16 protein-coding genes are annotated in these 19,904 nt (G+C 44.6%); 8 read left to right on the top strand and 8 right to left on the bottom strand.

Annotated features, from left to right (window positions below; all coding sequences use genetic code 11):
* Positions 1–11 precede the first annotated feature (11 nt).
* The 3 genes from xylA to L4C42_RS03805 all read left to right on the top strand — a co-directional run bounded on the left by xylA (position 12) and on the right by L4C42_RS03805 (position 4,097).
* Positions 12–1,331 (top strand): xylose isomerase, encoded by a 1,320-nt coding sequence (xylA, locus tag L4C42_RS03815; protein ID WP_353496382.1) that lies wholly within the window; start codon positions 12–14, stop codon positions 1,329–1,331.
* Between the two features lie 87 nt (positions 1,332–1,418).
* Positions 1,419–3,029, top strand: a complete 1,611-nt coding sequence (locus L4C42_RS03810; protein ID WP_353496383.1) for a glycoside hydrolase family 43 protein — start codon at positions 1,419–1,421, stop codon at positions 3,027–3,029.
* A gap of 63 nt (positions 3,030–3,092) precedes the next feature.
* The gene (locus tag L4C42_RS03805) at positions 3,093–4,097 is read left to right on the top strand and encodes a glycoside hydrolase family 43 protein (RefSeq protein ID WP_353496384.1); all 1,005 of its coding nucleotides are present in this window, start codon (positions 3,093–3,095) and stop codon (positions 4,095–4,097) included.
* Between the two features lie 136 nt (positions 4,098–4,233).
* Here the strand turns inward: L4C42_RS03805 and L4C42_RS03800 are convergent, their stop codons facing one another.
* The 4 genes from L4C42_RS03800 to L4C42_RS03785 are packed head-to-tail and all read right to left on the bottom strand — an operon-like array spanning position 4,234 to position 9,938.
* Positions 4,234–6,024, bottom strand: coding sequence for an IlvD/Edd family dehydratase (locus L4C42_RS03800; protein WP_353496385.1), 1,791 nt, complete (start codon positions 6,022–6,024; stop codon positions 4,234–4,236).
* Positions 6,011–7,621, bottom strand: coding sequence for a glycoside hydrolase family 43 protein (locus tag L4C42_RS03795; RefSeq protein WP_429759381.1), 1,611 nt, complete (start codon positions 7,619–7,621; stop codon positions 6,011–6,013). Before L4C42_RS03795 ends, L4C42_RS03800 begins: the two co-directional genes overlap by 14 nt.
* Before the next feature lie 10 nt (positions 7,622–7,631).
* Positions 7,632–9,020 (bottom strand): glycoside-pentoside-hexuronide (GPH):cation symporter, encoded by a 1,389-nt coding sequence (locus L4C42_RS03790; protein WP_418642147.1) that lies wholly within the window; start codon positions 9,018–9,020, stop codon positions 7,632–7,634.
* A gap of 3 nt (positions 9,021–9,023) precedes the next feature.
* The gene (locus tag L4C42_RS03785) at positions 9,024–9,938 is read right to left on the bottom strand and encodes a dihydrodipicolinate synthase family protein (RefSeq protein ID WP_353496388.1); all 915 of its coding nucleotides are present in this window, start codon (positions 9,936–9,938) and stop codon (positions 9,024–9,026) included.
* A 527-nt stretch (positions 9,939–10,465) separates the two neighbouring features.
* Between L4C42_RS03785 and L4C42_RS03780 the strand changes: the two genes are divergently transcribed.
* Positions 10,466–10,669, top strand: coding sequence for a hypothetical protein (locus L4C42_RS03780; RefSeq protein WP_353496389.1), 204 nt, complete (start codon positions 10,466–10,468; stop codon positions 10,667–10,669).
* Positions 10,670–10,987: 318 nt separating this feature from the next.
* Here L4C42_RS03780 and L4C42_RS03775 read toward each other — a convergent pair whose 3' ends face one another.
* From L4C42_RS03775 to L4C42_RS03760, 4 genes are all read right to left on the bottom strand, one after another.
* Positions 10,988–11,209: a hypothetical protein gene (locus tag L4C42_RS03775; RefSeq protein ID WP_353496390.1), complete on the bottom strand. Its 222-nt coding sequence runs from the start codon at positions 11,207–11,209 to the stop codon at positions 10,988–10,990.
* 333 nt (positions 11,210–11,542) lie between these two features.
* Positions 11,543–12,442, bottom strand: a complete 900-nt coding sequence (locus L4C42_RS03770; RefSeq protein ID WP_429759378.1) for a LysR family transcriptional regulator — start codon at positions 12,440–12,442, stop codon at positions 11,543–11,545.
* 94 nt (positions 12,443–12,536) lie between these two features.
* Entirely contained in the window at positions 12,537–13,049 is a 513-nt protein-coding gene (locus L4C42_RS03765; protein WP_353496392.1) for a hypothetical protein, read from the bottom strand.
* 118 nt (positions 13,050–13,167) lie between these two features.
* Complete coding sequence (locus L4C42_RS03760) at positions 13,168–14,166, bottom strand: AraC family transcriptional regulator (protein ID WP_418642146.1); 999 nt, start codon at positions 14,164–14,166, stop codon at positions 13,168–13,170.
* 109 nt (positions 14,167–14,275) lie between these two features.
* Here L4C42_RS03760 and L4C42_RS03755 point away from each other — a divergent pair, with 109 nt between their 5' ends.
* The 4 genes from L4C42_RS03755 to L4C42_RS03740 all read left to right on the top strand — a co-directional run bounded on the left by L4C42_RS03755 (position 14,276) and on the right by L4C42_RS03740 (position 19,834).
* The gene (locus L4C42_RS03755; protein ID WP_353496394.1) at positions 14,276–14,602 is read left to right on the top strand and encodes an MFS transporter; all 327 of its coding nucleotides are present in this window, start codon (positions 14,276–14,278) and stop codon (positions 14,600–14,602) included.
* Position 14,603: 1 nt separating this feature from the next.
* On the top strand, positions 14,604–15,827 hold the full coding sequence (locus tag L4C42_RS03750; protein ID WP_353496395.1) for an HlyD family secretion protein: 1,224 nt from the start codon (positions 14,604–14,606) through the stop codon (positions 15,825–15,827).
* A gap of 572 nt (positions 15,828–16,399) precedes the next feature.
* Entirely contained in the window at positions 16,400–17,680 is a 1,281-nt protein-coding gene (locus tag L4C42_RS03745; protein WP_353496396.1) for a carbohydrate porin, read from the top strand.
* Positions 17,681–17,800: 120 nt separating this feature from the next.
* Positions 17,801–19,834 (top strand): methyl-accepting chemotaxis protein, encoded by a 2,034-nt coding sequence (locus L4C42_RS03740; RefSeq protein WP_429759374.1) that lies wholly within the window; start codon positions 17,801–17,803, stop codon positions 19,832–19,834.
* Positions 19,835–19,904 lie beyond the last annotated feature (70 nt).

The following is a 19,904-nucleotide window of genomic DNA, read 5'->3' as shown; positions in this document are numbered from 1 at the left end:
GAAATTAGGCTATGAGTGAATATTTCAAGAACATTAAGAAAATCAATTTTGAAGGTAAGGATACAACAAACCCTTTAGCATTCCGTCACTATGACCCGGATCGTATGATTCTGGGCAAGTCGATGAAAGACCACCTGAGGTTTGCAGCGTGCTATTGGCACAACTTCCGCTGGCCAGGTGCTGACATCTTTGGTGATGGTACTTTCAATCATGAGTGGTTAAAGGCTTCGGATCCAATGGAACAAGCTCGCATGAAAGCGGACGCAGCATTCGAGTTTTATACCAAGCTGAATGTGCCTTATTACTGCTTCCACGACACGGATATTGCGCCAGAGGGCAACTCACTAAAAGAGTACGTTAATAACTTCCAAACAATGGTTGACGTATTTGAGCAAAAGCAAGTAGAAACAGGCATGAAGCTACTTTGGGGTACGGCAAATGCGTTCTCTAATCCTCGTTACATGGCTGGTGCAGCAACGAACCCAGATCCTAAGGTATTCGCTTACGCTGCAACACAGATTTTCAATGCAATGAATGCAACTCATCGTCTGGGTGGTGAAAACTATGTATTGTGGGGCGGCCGTGAAGGCTACGAAACTCTGCTAAATACAGACCTTCGCCAAGAACGTGAGCAACTTGGCCGTCTAATGCAGATGGTCGTTGAGCATAAACACAAGATCGGTTTCAAAGGCGCAATTCTGATTGAACCAAAACCTCAAGAGCCGACGAAGCACCAATACGACTATGACACAGCAACAGTGTACGGCTTCCTAAAACAGTTTGGTCTAGAGAACGAGATCAAAGTAAATATCGAAGCAAACCACGCGACTCTAGCAGGTCATAGCTTCCACCACGAAGTGGCAACGGCTACGTCTTTAGGTCTGTTCGGCTCTATTGATGCGAACCGCGGTGATGCACAACTTGGGTGGGATACAGACCAGTTCCCTAACAGTGTTGAAGAAAACACATTGGTTATGTACGAAATCCTGAAAGCAGGTGGCTTCACTACCGGTGGCTTCAACTTCGATGCTCGCGTACGTCGTCCATCTACTGACCTAGAAGATTTCTTCCACGGCCATATTGGCGGTATGGATACGATGGCGCTAGCGCTAGAGCGCGCAGCAGACATGATTGAAAACGATGTGCTTTCTAAAAATATCGCGCAGCGTTACGCAAGCTGGAATGAAGACCTAGGCAAGAGAATCCTTGGTGGTGACCTAAATCTTGAACAGCTAGCGACACTTTCAGTTGAGAAAAACATCTCACCGGTTAAGGAGTCAGGTCGTCAAGAGTACCTAGAGAACATCGTTAACGGTTTCATCTATAAGTAGTCTCTCGTTATTGTTACTTCTCATTTGCCTAAGTTAATCGTCGATTAGCTTAGGCTTTTTTTTAGCTCACTGATTTGGAATATGACTATGCATCAAATTAATAATCCGGTTTTACGAGGCTTCAACCCTGATCCATCCATATTGCGTGTTGGTGACGACTACTACATCGCGACTTCGACCTTTGAGTGGTTTCCGGGTATCCAAATACACCACTCAAAGGATCTTGTGAACTGGAGTCTGGCCGGCCATGTTCTCACCCGAAAGTCACAATTAGACATGACGGGTATGGATAACTCTGAAGGGGTCTATGCGCCAACTCTGAGCTACTCTGATGGTAAGTTTTGGGTCTGTTATGCCAATGTACATTCTTGTAAGGGCGGTACTTGGATGGCAACACCAAGCTTTGTGGTCACAGCCGAAAGCATCGAGGGACCATGGAGTGAACCTATGTCGATTGGCAACTATGGCTTCGACCCCTCTTTGTTCCATGACGATGATGGCAAAAAATACATGCTAAATATGGTCTGGGATGGGCGTTCAAACACTAACTTCTTTGGTGGCATAGTCCTGCAAGAGTTCGATGCAGAGGAAGAAAAGTTAATAGGGTCGGTGCACAACATTTTCCCCGGCACACATTTGGGCTGTACGGAAGGCCCACAGATGCTAAAACGCAATGGCTACTACTATCTTATCACTGCAGAAGGTGGTACCGAACGCAATCATGCAGTCACTGTATGTCGCTCAAAAAACCTATTAGGTCCATACGAAGTGCATCCTAAGAACCCGATTCTAACGAGTCGCTTTCAAGAAGATGCCGAGTTATCGCGAGCGGGTCATGGCTTCCTAGTAGAGACACAAAACGGTGAATGGTACTTGAGCCATCTTTGTAGTCGACGAATCCAGAACCCAGAGGGTTATCAGTTCATCCCTAAATATGACAATGGCTTCTCTATTCTAGGAAGAGAAACAGCACTGCAAAAAGCCCACTGGCTGGACGACTGGCCATATGTCACATCTGGCAAGACACCTCTGATTACAGTAAAGGCGCCGGAATTGACGCCTTCCCTTTGGCCAGTCGAGCAAGAGAAAGACGACTTTGACGATAGTCAGTTAAACATTAACTTCCAAACACTCAGAGAGCCCCTAGATGAATCTTGGGGATCATTAACCGAGCGTCCAGGTTTTTTAAGATTGAAAGGTCGTCAATACCTCTATTCTCGTTATCAAAACAGCCTTATTGCGCGCCGCTTCCAAAGCCACTACGCACTGATTGAAACTAAGATGGAATTCGCTCCTACGTCCCCCTATCAGATGGCCGGGCTATGTGCTTACTACGCGAGAAACGGCCACTACTTTTTGAAAATGACCAAAGATGATATGGGGCAAAACGTACTACAGGTCGTTGGGAACATTAACGATCAGTATCAAGAATATGGTGAGCCTCTATCCATTAAAGATACCGACACCGTATACATGCGGCTAAGCCTCGAAAAACAATGGTATCAGTTCAGCTACTCCCTCGACGGCGAACGCTGGTCAAATCTCGGCGCCGCTTTGAACAGCACTCCGCTATCCGATGAAGGCGGCCCAGATATCTTCCGATTTACTGGAAGCTTTGCTGCACTATTTGCCTGTGATATCACCGGCCAAAATGCACCTGCCGACTTCGATTACTTTATTTATCGTGAGCTTGATTAAAGGTCTCGAAGAGAGTCTACAAGCACCGTAACTTTTTAAATTCATACCAATAGAGATAACGTTATGACCCATGCTACCGCTGAAAAAAAACCGACAAAAGCAATATCAGAGCCACTGGTAACGCATATCTATACTGCTGACCCTTCGGCGCATGTCTTTAACAATAAAATCTACATCTATCCTTCCCACGATGTAGAGAGCGAGATGCCGCAAAACGACGCAGGGGATCACTTTGATATGCGTGATTACCATGTCATTTCACTTGATGACGTGGGTGGAATCACCACAGACCATGGTAATGCCCTCGACATCAATGATGTTAAATGGGCTGAACGACAAATGTGGGCACCTGATGCTGCGCAAAAAGACGGCAAATACTACCTCTATTTTCCTGCTAAAAACTATCAAGGCGTGTTCCACATTGGTGTAGCGGTTAGTGATAGTCCAACCGGGCCATTCATCCCTGAAGATACCCATATCGAAGGCACCTTTAGTATTGATCCAGCCGTTTTCCAAGATGATGATGACCAATACTATATCTACTTTGGCGGGATCTCTGGCGGGCAACTTCAAAACTGGACTGAAGGTAAGTTTGGCGACGAGCAATACCCTTCACATGATCAAACAGCGCTTTGTCCATTAGTTGCTAAACTTGCTGGTTCAATGGTTGATTTGACAGAAACGCCTAGGGATCTGGTGATCATCGACGAAAATGGTGAACCTTTGTTAGCTGGTGATAACGAGCGTCGCTACTTCGAAGGCCCGTGGATGCATAAACACAATGGCAAGTACTACTTCTCATACTCAACTGGTGACACTCACAAAATCGTCTATGCGACCAGTGACTCGCCTTATGGTCCCTTCACCTATCAAGGCGTTATCCTAGAGCCAGTCGTCGGTTGGACTACACATCATTCCGTAGCCCAGTATCAAGGCAAATGGTATTTGTTTTATCACGATAGTTCGCTGTCAGGTGGTCAAACACATTTGCGCTGCATCAAGATGACAGAGCTTGTTCATGATGAAAATGGTCGCATTCAAACGATCTCACCTTACAAAGACCTCTAGTCGTTAATAAAAAGTGATAACGATTAAGCGGCGCCGCTTTTTTTGGTTTCGTTAACACTGGTCGTTTCGCTAAAATAAAAAAGCGCGTGAAACTCATTCACGCGCTTGTTCACTGTATTAGAGCTAACACAATACTCTAGTGATTGTGTCTTGGAAGCGTCTTAGACAACCTATCAAATTTAAGAGCACTATCGAACACCGCACCTTCATCCATTTGTGTTACCGATTGACGATAAATCTCTTGCCAAGGGGTCTGACTTGCAGGCACTGATGGTAGACCTCGTGATGCTTTTCTCTGCTGCCACTCTTGCTCAGAAACTAAGACGTTGCACCGGCCTTTATTGAGGTCAACTTGAATCCTATCCCCAGTATCAAGATAGGCTAATCCACCACCCGCTGCGCTTTCCGGAGACGCATGCAGAATCGAAGGGCTGTCTGAGGTACCAGATTGCCTGCCATCCCCCAAAGTCGGTAGGCTTTGAATACCACGCTCTAACAGATGCTTGGGTGGTTGCATGTTGACGACTTCAGCAGAGCCAGGCCAGCCAAGAGGTCCGCAGCCGCGAATGACCAATATGCAATTTTCATCGATATTCAGACTCGGATCATCGATACGTCTATGGTAGTCCTCGGAACCATCGAAGACGATGGCTCTCGCCTCAAACACGCCTTCCTTGCCAGGGACTTGCAGATACTTTTGTCTGAATTCATCCGTGATTACACTGGTTTTCATAATCGCGAAGTCAAACAAGTTGCCCTTCATTACGATAAAGCCAGCGTTGTGTTTCAGTGGCTCAGAATATGGATAAATCACCTTACGGTCATTCGTTTCTCGACCCTCAAGGTTTTGGCTGATCGTCCTGCCCGTAACCGTCAGCGCATTTCCATCAAGCTGGTCGTTTTGCAACAGCTCCCACATCACCGCAGGAACACCTCCTGCTCGATGAAACGCTTCACACAAATATTCCCCCGAAGGTTGCACGTTGGCGAGTAGCGGAATTTTATGTGAGTATTGTTCCCAATCCTCTGCGGTTATCTCAATTTGAGCATGTTTCGCCATCGCGACCAAATGCGGCTGAGCATTAGTAGAACCACCAATCGCAGAGTTCACTCGAATCGCATTCAAAAAGGCGGGTTTGGTCAAAATCTTCGACGGTCTTAAATCCTGATACGCCATCTCTACAATCTGCTTCCCAGTGTAATAGGCCATCTGTCCCCTTTCCCTATAAGCAGCAGGTATAGCTGCACTGCCGGGTAAAGTAAGACCTAGAGCTTCCGCCATCGCGTTCATCGTTGAGGCCGTGCCCATGGTATTGCAGTGACCAACTGAAGGCGCAGACTTCATAGCAAGATCCATAAACTGCTGCTCATCAATCTCCCCAGCAGCAAGCTTTCTACGCGATTGCCAAATGACTGTTCCCGAGCCTACTAACTTATCCTCATGGTGGCCATCTAGCATGGGACCACCGGAGAACACGATAGCGGGAATGTCTACCGTCGATGCTGCCATCACCGCTGAAGGCGTGGTTTTGTCACAGCCCGTGGTTAGCACGACTGCATCGATTGGGTAACCGTAAAGGATCTCCACTAATGAAAGATAAGCTAAGTTACGGTCAAGCGCTGCCGTTGGGCGCTTGCAGTTTTCAAATAGTGGATGTGTTGGGAATTCCAAAGGAATTCCCCCCGCCTCTCGAATGCCATCTTTAATGCGAGATGACAGCTCTAGCAACACGCGATTGCAAGGCGACATATCACTCCCTGATTGAGCAATACCTATGATGGGTTTACCCGAATGCAGCTCCTCAGGGGTCAATCCCGAGTTCATAAATCGCTCAGAGTAGAGCGCTGCTAAGTCAATGTGTTCTTCGTTGCAAAACCAATCTTGCGAACGAAAGCGCACATTGGGGCGATCGTTATTTCGGCTCATAGCTAAATTCCTCAAAATCAGCATGGCAGCCAAAGCCACTGATATCCGCGCAATGCAAACCGACAAAGGCGCCGGTAAAGAAGCCACGACCATCAATGTAATCATCAGATAGACGCCAAGCATCAAACACTACTGGCACGTCATGCCAATTTGTTCCGTCGAAAGAGTAGCTGTACTGATACGTCAATCCATTGACATTGACTCGCATCCAAATTGACGTCGTATCATGCGGTACGATAATTGGCTCATCGTACATATGGAAGCTCGCCGCTTGCTTGTCTACCTGCATAACACGAATACAGTTCTTCTTGAGTTCTTCGTCAAATTCAACCGCAAGGTAAGTCCAGTTGCTGGTGTTGTAGTAGCAACAAAGGCCTGCTGATTGCTGGAAGTTGGTAGAGTTAAACTCTAGCTTGGTAGAAGCGACAAACTCATGGTGTCGCCAACGAGTTGCCACCGTTGACTGCTCAAACAGAGATAACAGACTGTCGTTACCACGCAAACGCAGGTAGCCTTCGCGTTCATTTAGGCTGCCCAGTTTATCGCTAAACGGAATACGCAGCGTTTGCCAATGACCTTGTAGCGACTCACTGCTAAAGTCATCATAAATCGCTTCACTTTCAGCTTCGCTTGTAACGCCGAAGTCGGCTTCTGGTATCTCAAGTTTTGCAAAGTTACCACCGACCACCATCGGCCAGCCATCTTTCCACTCCAAACGGTCAATGCCCGTCTCACGGCCCATAGAACATGCTCCGCGCCCCCATCTTGCAAGTCTTGGACGGCCAGGGAACTTAAGTGGGCGACTCACTAGATAGGTGATATACCATTCGCCATCAGGAGTCTCTACCAATGACCCGTGACCTGCTTTTTGCAGTGGGTTGTTTGGTGTGTGCCACGTAGACATAAGGGCACCATGCGGAGACAGCTCATAAGATCCATAGATGTCTTTAGAGCGAGCAACTGTTACATGATGTTCAAAGCTCGTGCCACCCTCTGCAGTGATGAGATAGAAATAATCATCCTTTTTGTAGATGTGTGGTGCTTCCGTGTACTTGAGATCGGTGCCATCAAAGATTGAGCGTCGGTCTGTGACAAACTTATGTGTCTCTGGATCGTACTCTTGAATCACGATCTCGTTGATTGGGTCGCTGTGATTTCGTGGCCCCCAAGTTCGATAAACGTAGTACTTCTTACCATCTTCACCGTGGTGTAACGAAGGGTCAAAGCCACCATTACCCATCGGGATCGGGTCACTCCAAGGACCTTCGATATTGTCCGCGGTTACTAGATAGTTACGACCATTTTTCCATGGTGCATCGATGACTTTTACATCGGTATACAGTAGCCAGAATTTACCGTCAGCATAGCTAAGTGCCGGTGCCCAGATGCCGCCTGAATCAGGGTTACCTTTCATGTCCAACTTTTCTACCGTATCGAGCGGCATCGACGCCAGTTTCCAGTTTTTCAGATCCTTAGAGTGGAAAATACGCACGCCCGGAAACCACTCAAACGTTGATGTTGCGATGTAGTAGTCATCCCCTGCTCGGCAAATACATGGGTCTGGGTGAAAGCCTTTAAGAATTGGATTATTGATCATTGTGGGTTCCTTACTTAGCAACTGCAGGTGTGAGTTCTTCTTGGTCATTGTCTGTCGTCTGATTCTTGCGTTTCGCTTCAAGAGTCGCAGCGACCTCGTTAATTGTTTTGGTATCTAGTCTGTATATGGACAGCATGTAGTACATACCCGCGTAGAGAATTACTGGCGCGACACAGAACAAGAACTTAATAGTTTGTAGAATATTGTCTGGTTGAACATCGAGTGAGGCGTCATAACTCATCCATGCGAGAACCCAGCCGATTAACGCACCACCGATTGCCAATCCCATTTTTAGGCTGAACAGGTATGTCGCGAAGACCAGCCCATCTAGTCGACGGCCACTTCTTACTTCTTCATAGTCAATCACGTCAGAGGCCATTAGCCATTGCACCGGTGTTGTTGTGTTGAAGATAAATAGGTAAACAATGTTGATAGCAAACAGCATTACCGTGTATTCCGCTGGTGCAAAGTACAGTGCCAAGCTCAGAATTGAGTAAACGATGATAATGATCTTGAACGATTGGATTCGGTCATACTTAGCGAGTAAATGTGCCGATAGAAGCGATCCCAGCATCGCAGCAATACTTCCGTACAACAGGAACTGACTGGTCAGCTCTGGGCGCTCCATTACGTACTTAACAAAGTACAGCGTCACACCACCACGAATAACGTTTGAACACGTTGCCATGGATTTAAACAGACACATGATGCGCCATTCACGGTTAGCAAACAGTAACTTAAAGTCCTTAGAAACGTTAACTGAGCTTTCTTCATCAAACACGTTTCTTTCGCGTGTCGTCTTAAAGCTAATTGTCAGTAGGATGGCGCCAACGACACCCAAAATACACATTGCGCCAAAATAGCCTCGTTGTGCATCACCCTGACCGATAATGTCTACTAACGGTAGCGCAACACCGGAAATAACAAGGCCACCAGCCGCTGCACAGAAGAATCTAACTGATTGTAACGAGTGACGTTCTTGTGGATCATTGGTGATCGCTCCTGGCATCGCACAATATGGAACGTTGATAAAGGTATACACCAGCGTCAACGAGATATAGGTGATGCAGGCGTAGATAATCTTACCTGTCTCAGAGAAGTCCGGCGTATAGAAGGTCGCCATACTCGTAAGTGCAAACGGTATGGCACCCCACAATAGGAAAGGACGGAAGCGTCCAAACCTGGTGCGAGTTCTATCGACCAACGATCCCATTAGAGGGTCTGTAATCGCATCCAGAATACGAGAGACAAGAAACAATGTCCCCATTATCCCAGCAGGTATGCCGAAAACATCAGTGTAAAAGAACGCAAGAAGTATCATGGTTGCGTTCCAGATAAATCCACAAGCCGTATCACCCAAGCCGTAGCCGATTTTTTCTTTGAGGGAGATCTTTTCCATTTTTTACCCTTTGATGATGTTGGTGGTTTGCAATAGTTCACGAATGCGAACGGCAGCGCTGTCAGAGATTGAATCGCAAGGAGCCATCGTGCCTTGACTGAACTCGACCCCAACTAAGTTGATCGCTGCTTTGACGACTGGAAAGAATGGCGCCTGAATCTGGTACATCTCACTAAGCTCAGACACTCGACGATGCTGGTTCATAAACGTGTCCCAGTCTCCCTTTTGGAAGGCTTGATACACACCGCACGTCAGACTTGGCGCGAAATTGGAGGAAGAAGGAATCGCGCCGTCACCACCAATGAGCAAATTGTTAGCCAAATGCTCATCAAACCCAGACAAGATACGGAAGTTAGGATGTTTCGCCTTTACCTTCATCACATAGTTACGTGTGCTTACAATCTCATCAACGGTATCTTTGATGCCGATGATGTTCTCGACATCGTTCGCAAGGCGCTCAACAAGTTCTACCGATAGAAATTGAGATGTTAGCTTAGGGAAGTTATACAGAAATACTGGTGCATGTATCGACTCAGCGACGGAGCGGTAATAAAGGTAAAGCCCTTCATCACTGTATTTCACATATGACGGATTGACGACGATGACCGCATCTGCACCAGCCTCTTCCGCATGCTGTGCGAGTTCAATCGTTTCAGCAATCGAGTGAGCAGCCACACCAATCATGACGGGTTTACGCTTATTGGTATGTTGAATACAAAATTCAGCAATTTGCTTTCTCTGTTCCTTTGGCATCGCGCTAAACTCGCCAATGGTACCGAGAAATAGCATCCCGTTTACCTCAGACTCCACTATGTGATCGATTAATATAGCCATGTCTTTCGGTACAAACTGTCCCGTCGCATCGATGGCCGTTGGAACTGGAGGAATAACTCCTTCCCAGCTATTTTCCATTGTCATGTTTGACTCCGTGATTCACTTTACTTTTACAGTTAGTGACCAAACAAACGATTTTCTCAACATCGAAAACTAGACCTAGAGCTTGATATTAATCGTTGGTCACAGGGTGGTTACCGGTAACATCTGGAGCTACTATATTGATAATTTGCTCGGAGTAATGAGATTCGAATTTGATAAGCAAAAAAAAGAAAAGGCCAAACAAAAAAACGGTATGTGCAGACATACATTGTCGTTTTTCGGCTCACTTTAAGTGTTCAAATAAATTTCTATTCGTAGAAAGAGAGGTGCTGTCGATATGGAAGGGATACAGGTGCCTAGTAGTAATAGCGAGTTGTGAAGGCAAGGTAGTAAGGCAACGCTCACTTCTCTTCCCTAGCTCTAATGCTCCTCTTATCAGCTAATCTCTGAATTAACAGTTACGCCAAATTAAAGTTCAATGGAAGTAAATTACGGACATTGATCACACTTTTGTTTCATAGTATAGTTAATCCACTAACTTTGGTAACAAAATTACAAGAAATGTTAATATGTTGTCAGTGATTAAAAATTTATTTGTACCAACTAAAGACTATGCGGGTCGTAACATTGATTCAGTCATTGAAAGACTAGCAGCACAAACTCATACCGATATCCATGCTTGGTCATACCTTAATGAATCGGCCGTGTATGAAAATACAAGAACGGGTATGCGCGTTTATCGTCACGAGGTATCGAAACGTGCCGCGCAATAGCAAAGCAGTGACTTCATGTCATCTAGCTTTTATAGCAACACATATAACTAAGCCCGCTCAACATGAAGCGGGCTTTTAGAATTTGAGTTAACTTGAACGACTCACATTAACGCGCTATTTAACATGGTCGATCCCCCTCTCTCACCACCCACTTACCGTCAGAGGTACGCTTCACATCACTTGAACATTGCCATGAATGTCACGAATCGCTGACAAGAAATCTGGCAAGTTCAGACTTGAACTCATCCAACTTCGTTTGCGACCTTAAACCAAAAAAGTACACACGCGAGATGTATCAGTACTCGCGAATTCTTTCTGCTATTGATGCGCTCTCTTGCTCACTGGCTTTAAACATCTCATAACCAACGACTGCTTCCACATACCAACACCTGTCAAAGCAAGCGCTGGGATGAACCCCCATAGCGTCGCGGCCACATATGCTTCATTACTTGCTAACGGCGAGTAGAACGCAGCACCAACCAGTAGTGCTAATGCTATATGTGTCCATCTCAATACGATTCTTATGTTCTTACCATTCATAACGCTTTCCTTCGGCTCTGAGTTTCTAAGCACCAAGATAAAGTGATTATCTCGACGGCTCTTATACGTGCGACAAACGGTATTGACAGGTCGTGAGTTGCTCTACCAGAGGATAAATAGTGAATGGGAGTAATCAGAATAAAGAGATCAGGTTATTGGAAGTGGGTAGAAATGCCACACGGCTTTGTTGTTGATATCGGCCAAAGTGCATGCGCTAGTCAGCTGCTTTGTAGCGAGACTTCAGCATGACATCAAAATTAGTGAACGAATATCATGAAACTGATCGTAAGATTCTGATTTAGTTAATTATGCTTCGGAAACAAAGCCTGCTGGTTAATTAGAGCTCCCTAACTTATCAAGGACTAATCTGACATTCTCAATAAACAATCGAGACTTTTTAGGCAAGTACTCTCTACTGGGATAAATAGCGTAGATAGCAAATGAAAACTGTTGTGGCTCGATACACGCAAGAGCGAGCTTTCCTTGCTTTACTAGTTCTTCAGCTAGAAATTTGGGTAACCTAGCAATACCATGATTTGAAAGTGCGAGCTCTAAAGCAAGTTCAGGGCTGCCAACGTTGTACCTGGGCTTAAGTTCAATGATTTTAACTTCTCCTCCAATGGTAAGCTTCCAATTTTTTGTTGCATCCGGATCCGCCGAGGAGTAAATAATGCCCAGTCGATCGATATCGTCGGTGGTGCCAATTCTCCCGTTTTGCGCGAGGTACATTGGGCTAGCATAAAAATCCAACTCTACATCTCCAAGATATTGGCCAATCATCTCGCAGTCATTCGGCGTATCAATATGCAGCATGACATCATAGACTACTCTATTTAACTGAGCCTGCCTTCCTTCGCTTAACACCCAATTAACCGTCATTTGCGGAGCATTTTTCGATAGATCATTGACAACTGGCATAACCAACTTTGCCATTCCAAGCGAGGAAAATACCGTAAGCTCACCCGAGAATTCTGATTGATGACTGCGAATTTCTCGTGTCGCCTGTCCAATTTTGTTCACAATAGCTTGCGCATGTTTAAGAAACAACTCACCGCTTTGCGTCAATGTGATACCGTGCGAATCACGAATCAATAATTGAGATTGCAGCGACTTTTCCAGCGATTGAATTCGGCGACTTAAAGCCGAGGGGGATAAGCTTAGGTGGGTCGATGCTCGTGTATAACTTTTGTACTCTACGACGGTAACAAAGGCTTCTATATCATTGGTGTTCATTACAACCTCCCTGTTTATCTCTGCAGATTATCACAGTTTGGTTGCAAGCAAACTCACAGCACCGACCTATTAACGATTTGAAATATATTACCTTTTACTGATGAATTAAAGTTTGTTCACGACGCCAAATGAGGTAGTTATCTAAGCTTATTTCGTGTGCATTTTTTGAGTATGCAATGAGCAGTTGAAAGAAAACAAAATGTATACCAGGCCAAACGACGCCTGACATTATAAAAGTGAAGTTTAGAAAACAGGCAACATAGCAAATCAACACGCGATAATAACCAATGATCAGCAAAATACCGATGAACACTTCTAATACTGGGATAAGGATATTGAGCATCGGCGCTAGCGGTATAAACAAGCTTTCAACAAACCAAAGCCAGATGGATGCGCCCCACTCCCCTTTTGCGGCTTGAAATTGCACGATGCTGTGTTCGCTAAGCACAAAGTAATTGAAAAAGCCTACGATACTGAAATCAGAAGTTAGTTTATTGTAACCAGCGATAAACCATAGATATCCGTAGTAAACTCTAATCAAAGAAAAGACATAACCAATCGTCCGGTTATTGGTCAAATTTTGGTTTAGGGTGTCTATGTGTGCCATACATTCTCCATTGTCACACGATTTTGCAGTGACATCGATTATCACTAATCGCCGAATGTAGGAGAACAGAAAGTGATGCAACCTTGAATTGCGAATCCTGCAACCAAGCACCAAATCATCATTCAATTTGACCTAAAAACTGTTTCGGTGTTAACCCCCTTTGATTCTTAAACATTCTATTGAAACTCGCTACATTGTCATAGCCAATGGATTCAGCAACAAATTTGGGGGGATGACCCAACAACATTTGCTCGATAGCAAAATGACTTAAAACGTGACCGCTTAGCACTCTATAGCTCAAATCTCTCTTAGTTAGCTCCCTTTGTAGTTGCTGTATCGAACACCCTGCAAGCGTCGATACCCTAGAAATAGTAGGGAATCCATAGTGGCGACTGTACTTGATTAACTCTGATATCGTTTTGATACTGTCATCTGGGTTGGGCATATCAAGCAGGTTATCTAAATCGCTATAGGTCATTGCGAGATTAGAGCTCAGCCTCGATTGAGTTTGAAAGGGAAGAAATCGATAATGTGAAGGAAACCAAATCTCCGATTGAGCACTGCCCCATGTGACATCACAGCCGAAAATATCCTCATAGACAGCGCTGTTGTCACGATATCCGCAAAGAAACACCCTATGCGGTTTGTAATCTTCACCGAGGTAATATTGCATGATTTTGAGCAGAAAAAGGCAGTGACGAATGCTGTCATGAATCTGAGCAATATTGCTTAATGATGTGGTCGTGTATGTCCACTTTACGATGTTCCCCACGATTGCAGTACTCAAGTTCGCCCCCGAGTTGGTGCAAGGCATACCATTGCTTAAACGACGCAAACACATAGCGAAGTCAGTCGCGGAAAGTACCCACCTTCCCAGTGAACCCAATCTGTTTATCGGTAAATCAGCCATGGTATTGATGACAAAGTCATGGTCAGGCACAAGTGCGTCAAGCTCCTCATACAGCTTAGAAAGTTCGTTCAAAGGCACCAGTGACATTGAGTCTTTAAAAACTTGAGGCGGAATTGACAGTTGTTCTGGGGCAAGCCGATAACGATTTAGCACCTGTTTATAGAAATCGATAAAATCAAACGCTCTTACAAAGCACACCCTATTCATAACACTTTACATCAACATCTGTATACAATGAACATAAAATGTCACTAATCATTTATTGATGCAAGTATCAAAGCAGAATTCGCTCAAATTCATGACAAGAGGTAAAACCATGGTTTTACAGCAAAGTCCTTTATTCGTAGGAACCAGTGCTGACTTCGCTATACACATTGTGGCATTGGTTGCATTGCTTGCGTCTGTCGGAGCGGGTTTATATGGTTTTTGGCGAGTCCACGAACTCCCTATCGACAAAGCCCACCGACAAAATCACAACCAAGTGGGTCTTATCACAGTACTAACATGGATTGGGTTTATATGGCATTGGGTCTGGGTAGTCGCGGTTTTCCTCGCATTTATTGATCTAGAAAAAGCCGTAATTTCTATAAGAGATACGTGGCACGGAGCGTCAGACAACAAGTTGAACGATCGAGAGGTATAATATGTTAGAAGGTTTAGCTGTTTGGGCTCTATTCATCTATCTTTTGCGTTGGGCTGGCATGCCTTGGAATCGCTTTACTAAAGTTTTCGCTTATCTTGGCGGTACAAGCTGGTTAATGTTTGTCTGGGTTGGTTTACTTAACTACGCTCCAATGGATTTATCGGGAGGTGCGTTGGTTCAATCTCCTCATATCCAACTTCGACCAGATTCAACCAATGTGACAGGAAAAGTAACCTCAATAGAGGTCAAACCCAATCAAATAGTGAGCAAAGGTCAGTTGGTTTACACAATCGATGACACCTTGTATAAGTCGAAGCTGACTCATGCTGTGGCGGTCACGGAAGCGGCAAAATTAGCCGTTGAGCAAGCGTATAAAGATACTGATATAGCCCACGCATCCTATGGGACTGCCCAGCAGAAGATAATTACAGCCAGGGCACGAATAGATGGAGCTACAACCGATCTTGATTATCAAACCGCTATGCTGTCTCGCTACAAAAAGCAGAACAAAGCATCTAGTAATTCAATCACGCAAAGCGATATTGATAAGCAAGCTAGTCTAACCAAATACTCTGAGTTAGCTCTAGAGGCATATGAGGCTGAGCTGGCCGCTTTAGAAATCGAGAAATCTAAAGCACGCTTTAGTGTCGAAAAGGCACAATCCACTATTGAGGTGCGACTTGCCGAACTTGATAAATCGATTGAACTTCAAGACCAAGCCGCTTGGGATCTGAAAAGCACAAAAGTGCGAGCCCCGACCGATGGTTTTGTCACTAACTTTATTCTACGAGAAGGGCAACGGGTCTCGGTCTTACCCCGAATTCAAATGTACACGGATGAAAAGTATGTTTTGATGAGAGTGAATCATCAAGCTATTCGAAATATTGCTTTCGGCGCGCCAGCAGAGTTCTCTTCCTCAGTGTATCCAGGGAAAATATTCGCAGCGGAAGTAGAAGGGATTGTTGAGGCAACAGGTGAAGCGCAAAGCAATTTGTTTGGTTGGGATCAAAATGTAAACAATGTGGCACAGAAAAACCTTCATAACAAAACACATTTCGTCCGTTTAAAGATCGTCGAACCTGAAGGTTATGACATACCGGTGGGTTCCGTGGGGCATGCGTGGGTTAGTGGGCGTAAACCCGTCGCATTAATGAGTTTTTTAGATATGATTAGGGCAATCATAATTCGCATGAACTCACAGCTCTATTATTTTTACTCGGTTTGAAAAACTCACACCCCCTGACAAGCTAGTATCGACTTACCTGCTAGTGGCTATAAGCACATCTTTTGGCAATGGTGCGTACGACACAAGGAATTGCCATGATGCCATACGAATTAAGCGAGCTATACTCTTTGTGGAATCATTATATAATTTTCAATGAAGACTATTAATTAACGCATACCGTCACCCAAACCATGAAAATAAAATCTCATATAACCTCACTCACAAGATCATCATTTGATAATGATCATGATATATATTTCATATATTACATGATTTTGAAACCTTTCATAACCATCATCATTTAACACATAGCATCAATTTAAAAACCTGTGATTGGTCGCTTTCTAATCCATGAAACGAAACCGCATTCAAAAACATCCTCAACTTTTTATATGATAAATTACCACAATAAAATCAACAGGTTATGGTCAAATATCGAAAATCAATTTGTTTCATAGATTAATTGCCCCTAATTAGATGTGAAGCCAATCTATATTTTCATTCATTTCATTCCTTAAGATTATTGATAACAAAAACAACCAAGTATCAAAATAAACTTATAAGGAAATAGTATGTACCATCTTAGAAAACTTCCTGTTGCCGTAGCAGTGGCTGCATCTCTGGTCTCTTTTTCATCTTTTTCAGAAACTGAAAGTAACAATTCGGCTCAAATTGAAGAGCTTACAAAACGTATTCAAGAGCTGGAAACTAAAGTTCAAGAAACGGATTATATTTATGACCAACAGCCAGCCGTTCTCACTCCGGATTTTGAGCCACCTCAAGGCCTTATTTTCTCTGGTTATGCTCGTTATGGCATGCACTATTCAGATAGCGACTCAGCTTATATTGATGTCGGTAGTTCTGGTCGCTCAGTGGGTCGTCTTGGTAACGAAGCAAACGGTGGTGAAATCCAGTTTGCGTACGCTAAAAAAGCAGATAACGGCGCGGTATGGGACATTGTTGCCATGTTTGACCAATGGGGCAACCGCGCCTGGGGCTCAGAAGGTGGTGTGAACCTTAAGAAAATGTACGCAGGCGTAACTAATGTCTTCGAAAGCCAACCAGAGCTATACATGTGGGCTGGTCGTGACTTCCACCAACGTCCTCAACAGGGGCTAAACGACTACTTCTGGATGTCACATGATGGTCAAGGTGGTGGTTTCAACAACTTAAATCTTGGTGGTGTCAAACTTGATATGGGTATAGTGGGTCAGGTCGATTCTGAAACGGGCGCACTAGGCAACGACAACGGCAAGTACGCACTAACGTCAAAACTACACGGCATTGACTTAGGGATTGGCGCTCTGGATCTCTATGCTAACTACGGCTTTGCATCGAAGCAGGCGGATGTATCTGTTCAAGACAATAATTCTTGGCAACTGGGTGCGACGTTGGGTCTTGGTGCATCAAACAAGTTCGTTTTTAAGTATGCGGACAACTCAGACAACAGCGCTTTCGATTTGAACGATGATCTTAAAGTCATCTACGCGAGTTTAGAAGGTGGTATTAGCCCGACGGATGCATTTAAAGTGGATTACCTAGCCTCTTTTAAACAACTAAACGGTGAAGACACGTCGGATCGCAATGAATACTCTGTTATTGCTCGTCCTATGTACCAATGGGATGACGTTCATTCTACCTGGTTAGAAGCGGGTTATGCGATGGAAGATCACGATGACAACACTGAGAAAAAAGGTTGGAAAGTGACGCTCTCTCAAAACGTATCACTTGGTGGTTTGCCATGGAGCCGTCCAATGCTGCGCTTCTACGTAACAGCAGGCGACGTTAAAGCAACTGACGTTGAGAAAGTTGATACGTTAGCAGCTGGCGCAATGTTTGAAGCATGGTGGTAATTAACAACTAGGGTTCCCACTGTTTGGGCCTGACAAGTCAGGCCCTTTTTTCCCACTATTTGTCTGCACTACGAACTCCACATTCACACCATTTGTATTGACCACCTAGGAGTTTATTCGATGAAACTGTCATCAATCGTCACTCGAATTTACATTAGCTTCTTTATTCTTATCGCCATTATGATGGCTTCATCTTGGTATGCGATTCAGTCTACTTCGAAAATGACTGATCGAATTGAATCCATCACCCATGAATCAACGCCGCTCATGATGCATACATCGGCGTTAACGATCGCTTTCCTTGATATAAACCGAAGCCTCACCCGCTATTTAGCCGCAATGTATATCGACGAGCTTGCACCTTTAGCAGCGGACATCAATGACAAAAACGCCCACTATCACACCGAGGAACAGTGGATATTACAACACCTAAAGTCCAATACAAGTACCCAAGAAACACTCTCTATTATTAAGTCAGGAAGTGCTGAAGTACTGAAACAAATTGCGACTGTAACCAGCTTGTATGAACAGTTCCTCGACCTCAAGGATCAGGATGACTTCCAGCAATCTAAGTTTCAGCCGATTGTTAATCAACTGACATCTGATCTCGTCAGTGGATTATCCGATGCAAGCAATTCGAATGAGCGCGCTGCTATCCAAGGTCTACTATCACAACTGAGTGTGCTCAGCGTAGATGCCAACAAAGCCTTTTCAATGCAAGATATTGTCGAGCTCAATGCATCAAAGCGCAGCTTCTCCTCTCGGCAAGAGCGCTTTCAACAAGCCGTCGATGTGTTACAAACCGCTTCCCCTGCTCTTTCTCGCTCTACCGAACAAGCAACTAAACTATTCTCAACTCATCTATTTAGTAAATCTGGTGCAATGAGCCTGCATATTAAGGCTTACGACCTATTCGACCAACTATCGACACAAAGAGCACACTTAACTACATTAATCGACACTCACCTAACAGCCATTCAACAGCTCTCTGACTATGCAGACTCGAGCACAAAAACCGTAGAAACGGAGGCGATAACCAGTGCTCACCACGTGGTTTCTGTCTTGATTGGCGTGCTTATTTCGTCAATCCTCATTGCTCTTGTTATTGCCATTCGCCTTGCTACCTCAGTTAGGAGGCCAAGCAAACAAGTACAAAATGCACTAGAACACCTAGCACAAAAAGATCTCTCGGCAAAAGTAGAATGTCAGAGCCGCAACGAGTTTGGAAGCATTGCCAACAAAGTGAACCTGGTTTTAGAGCACTTATCTGATGTAATATTCCAATTGCGCAGCTCTGCAGATCAACTTAATCAAGCATCTATTGAGAACCAACAAACCAGTGACCAACTTACCGAAGACATAACGCGTCAGACGATGCAAACCACTCAAGTTGCGACCGCAATGAAGCAGATTGAATGTGCTGTCAAGGAAATTGCTCAATCTGCCAACGATACGCTTTCTACTGTAACAGAAGCAGTTGACCTATCTTCTCAAGGACAAAGTGCGATTAATGCCAATGCTAATCTGCTAGGCACTCTGTCCTCTCGACTTTCGGAGTCAACGGCGACGATAGAAGAGTTGGAACAAGAAGTTGCAAGTATCGAAACAATTTTGGAAGTCATCTCAGGGATTTCAGAGCAAACAAACCTACTGGCACTCAATGCCGCCATTGAAGCCGCTCGTGCGGGCGAACAAGGAAGAGGATTTTCAGTTGTGGCTGATGAAGTACGAGTACTGGCTGCAAAAACCACCAACTCGACCTTTGAAATTAAGCAGAAAATAGAGCAGCTACAAACCAGTGCTGAATTTGCGGTCTCACAAATCAACCTTTGTGCTCATGATATGAACCAATGTATCACTCAAGCAGGTAGTGTCGAACAGAATCTAAAGGGCATACACCTTCTACTTAACGACATTGAAAATCGCAGTACCAACATCGCTTCAGCAACAACGGAACATCAATCGGTTGCCAGTGAGGTAACAAGCAGTGTCAATGATATTTTCACGCTATCAGAATCGAGTGCTGACAAATTTAAATCCCTCACTCAACATGGGCTTAGTTTAGAACAAATGGCAGAAAAACAGTTAACACTCACCGCTAATTTCAAGCTTCCGCTAGATAAAAAATTAGTACCATTACCAGAATTGAAATAGTCAAGGAAAATACAAAAATACAGCGAGAAAGAATGAAACAAAAAACTGCCAATAGTTAGGATTAGTTACA

Origin of the sequence: Vibrio wakamikoensis, from assembly GCF_050337275.1 — a bacterium.
GTDB lineage: Bacteria > Pseudomonadota > Gammaproteobacteria > Enterobacterales > Vibrionaceae > Vibrio > Vibrio chaetopteri.
Note: the sequence above shows the minus strand (reverse complement) of the source record. Positions and strands in the feature narration are given on the sequence as shown.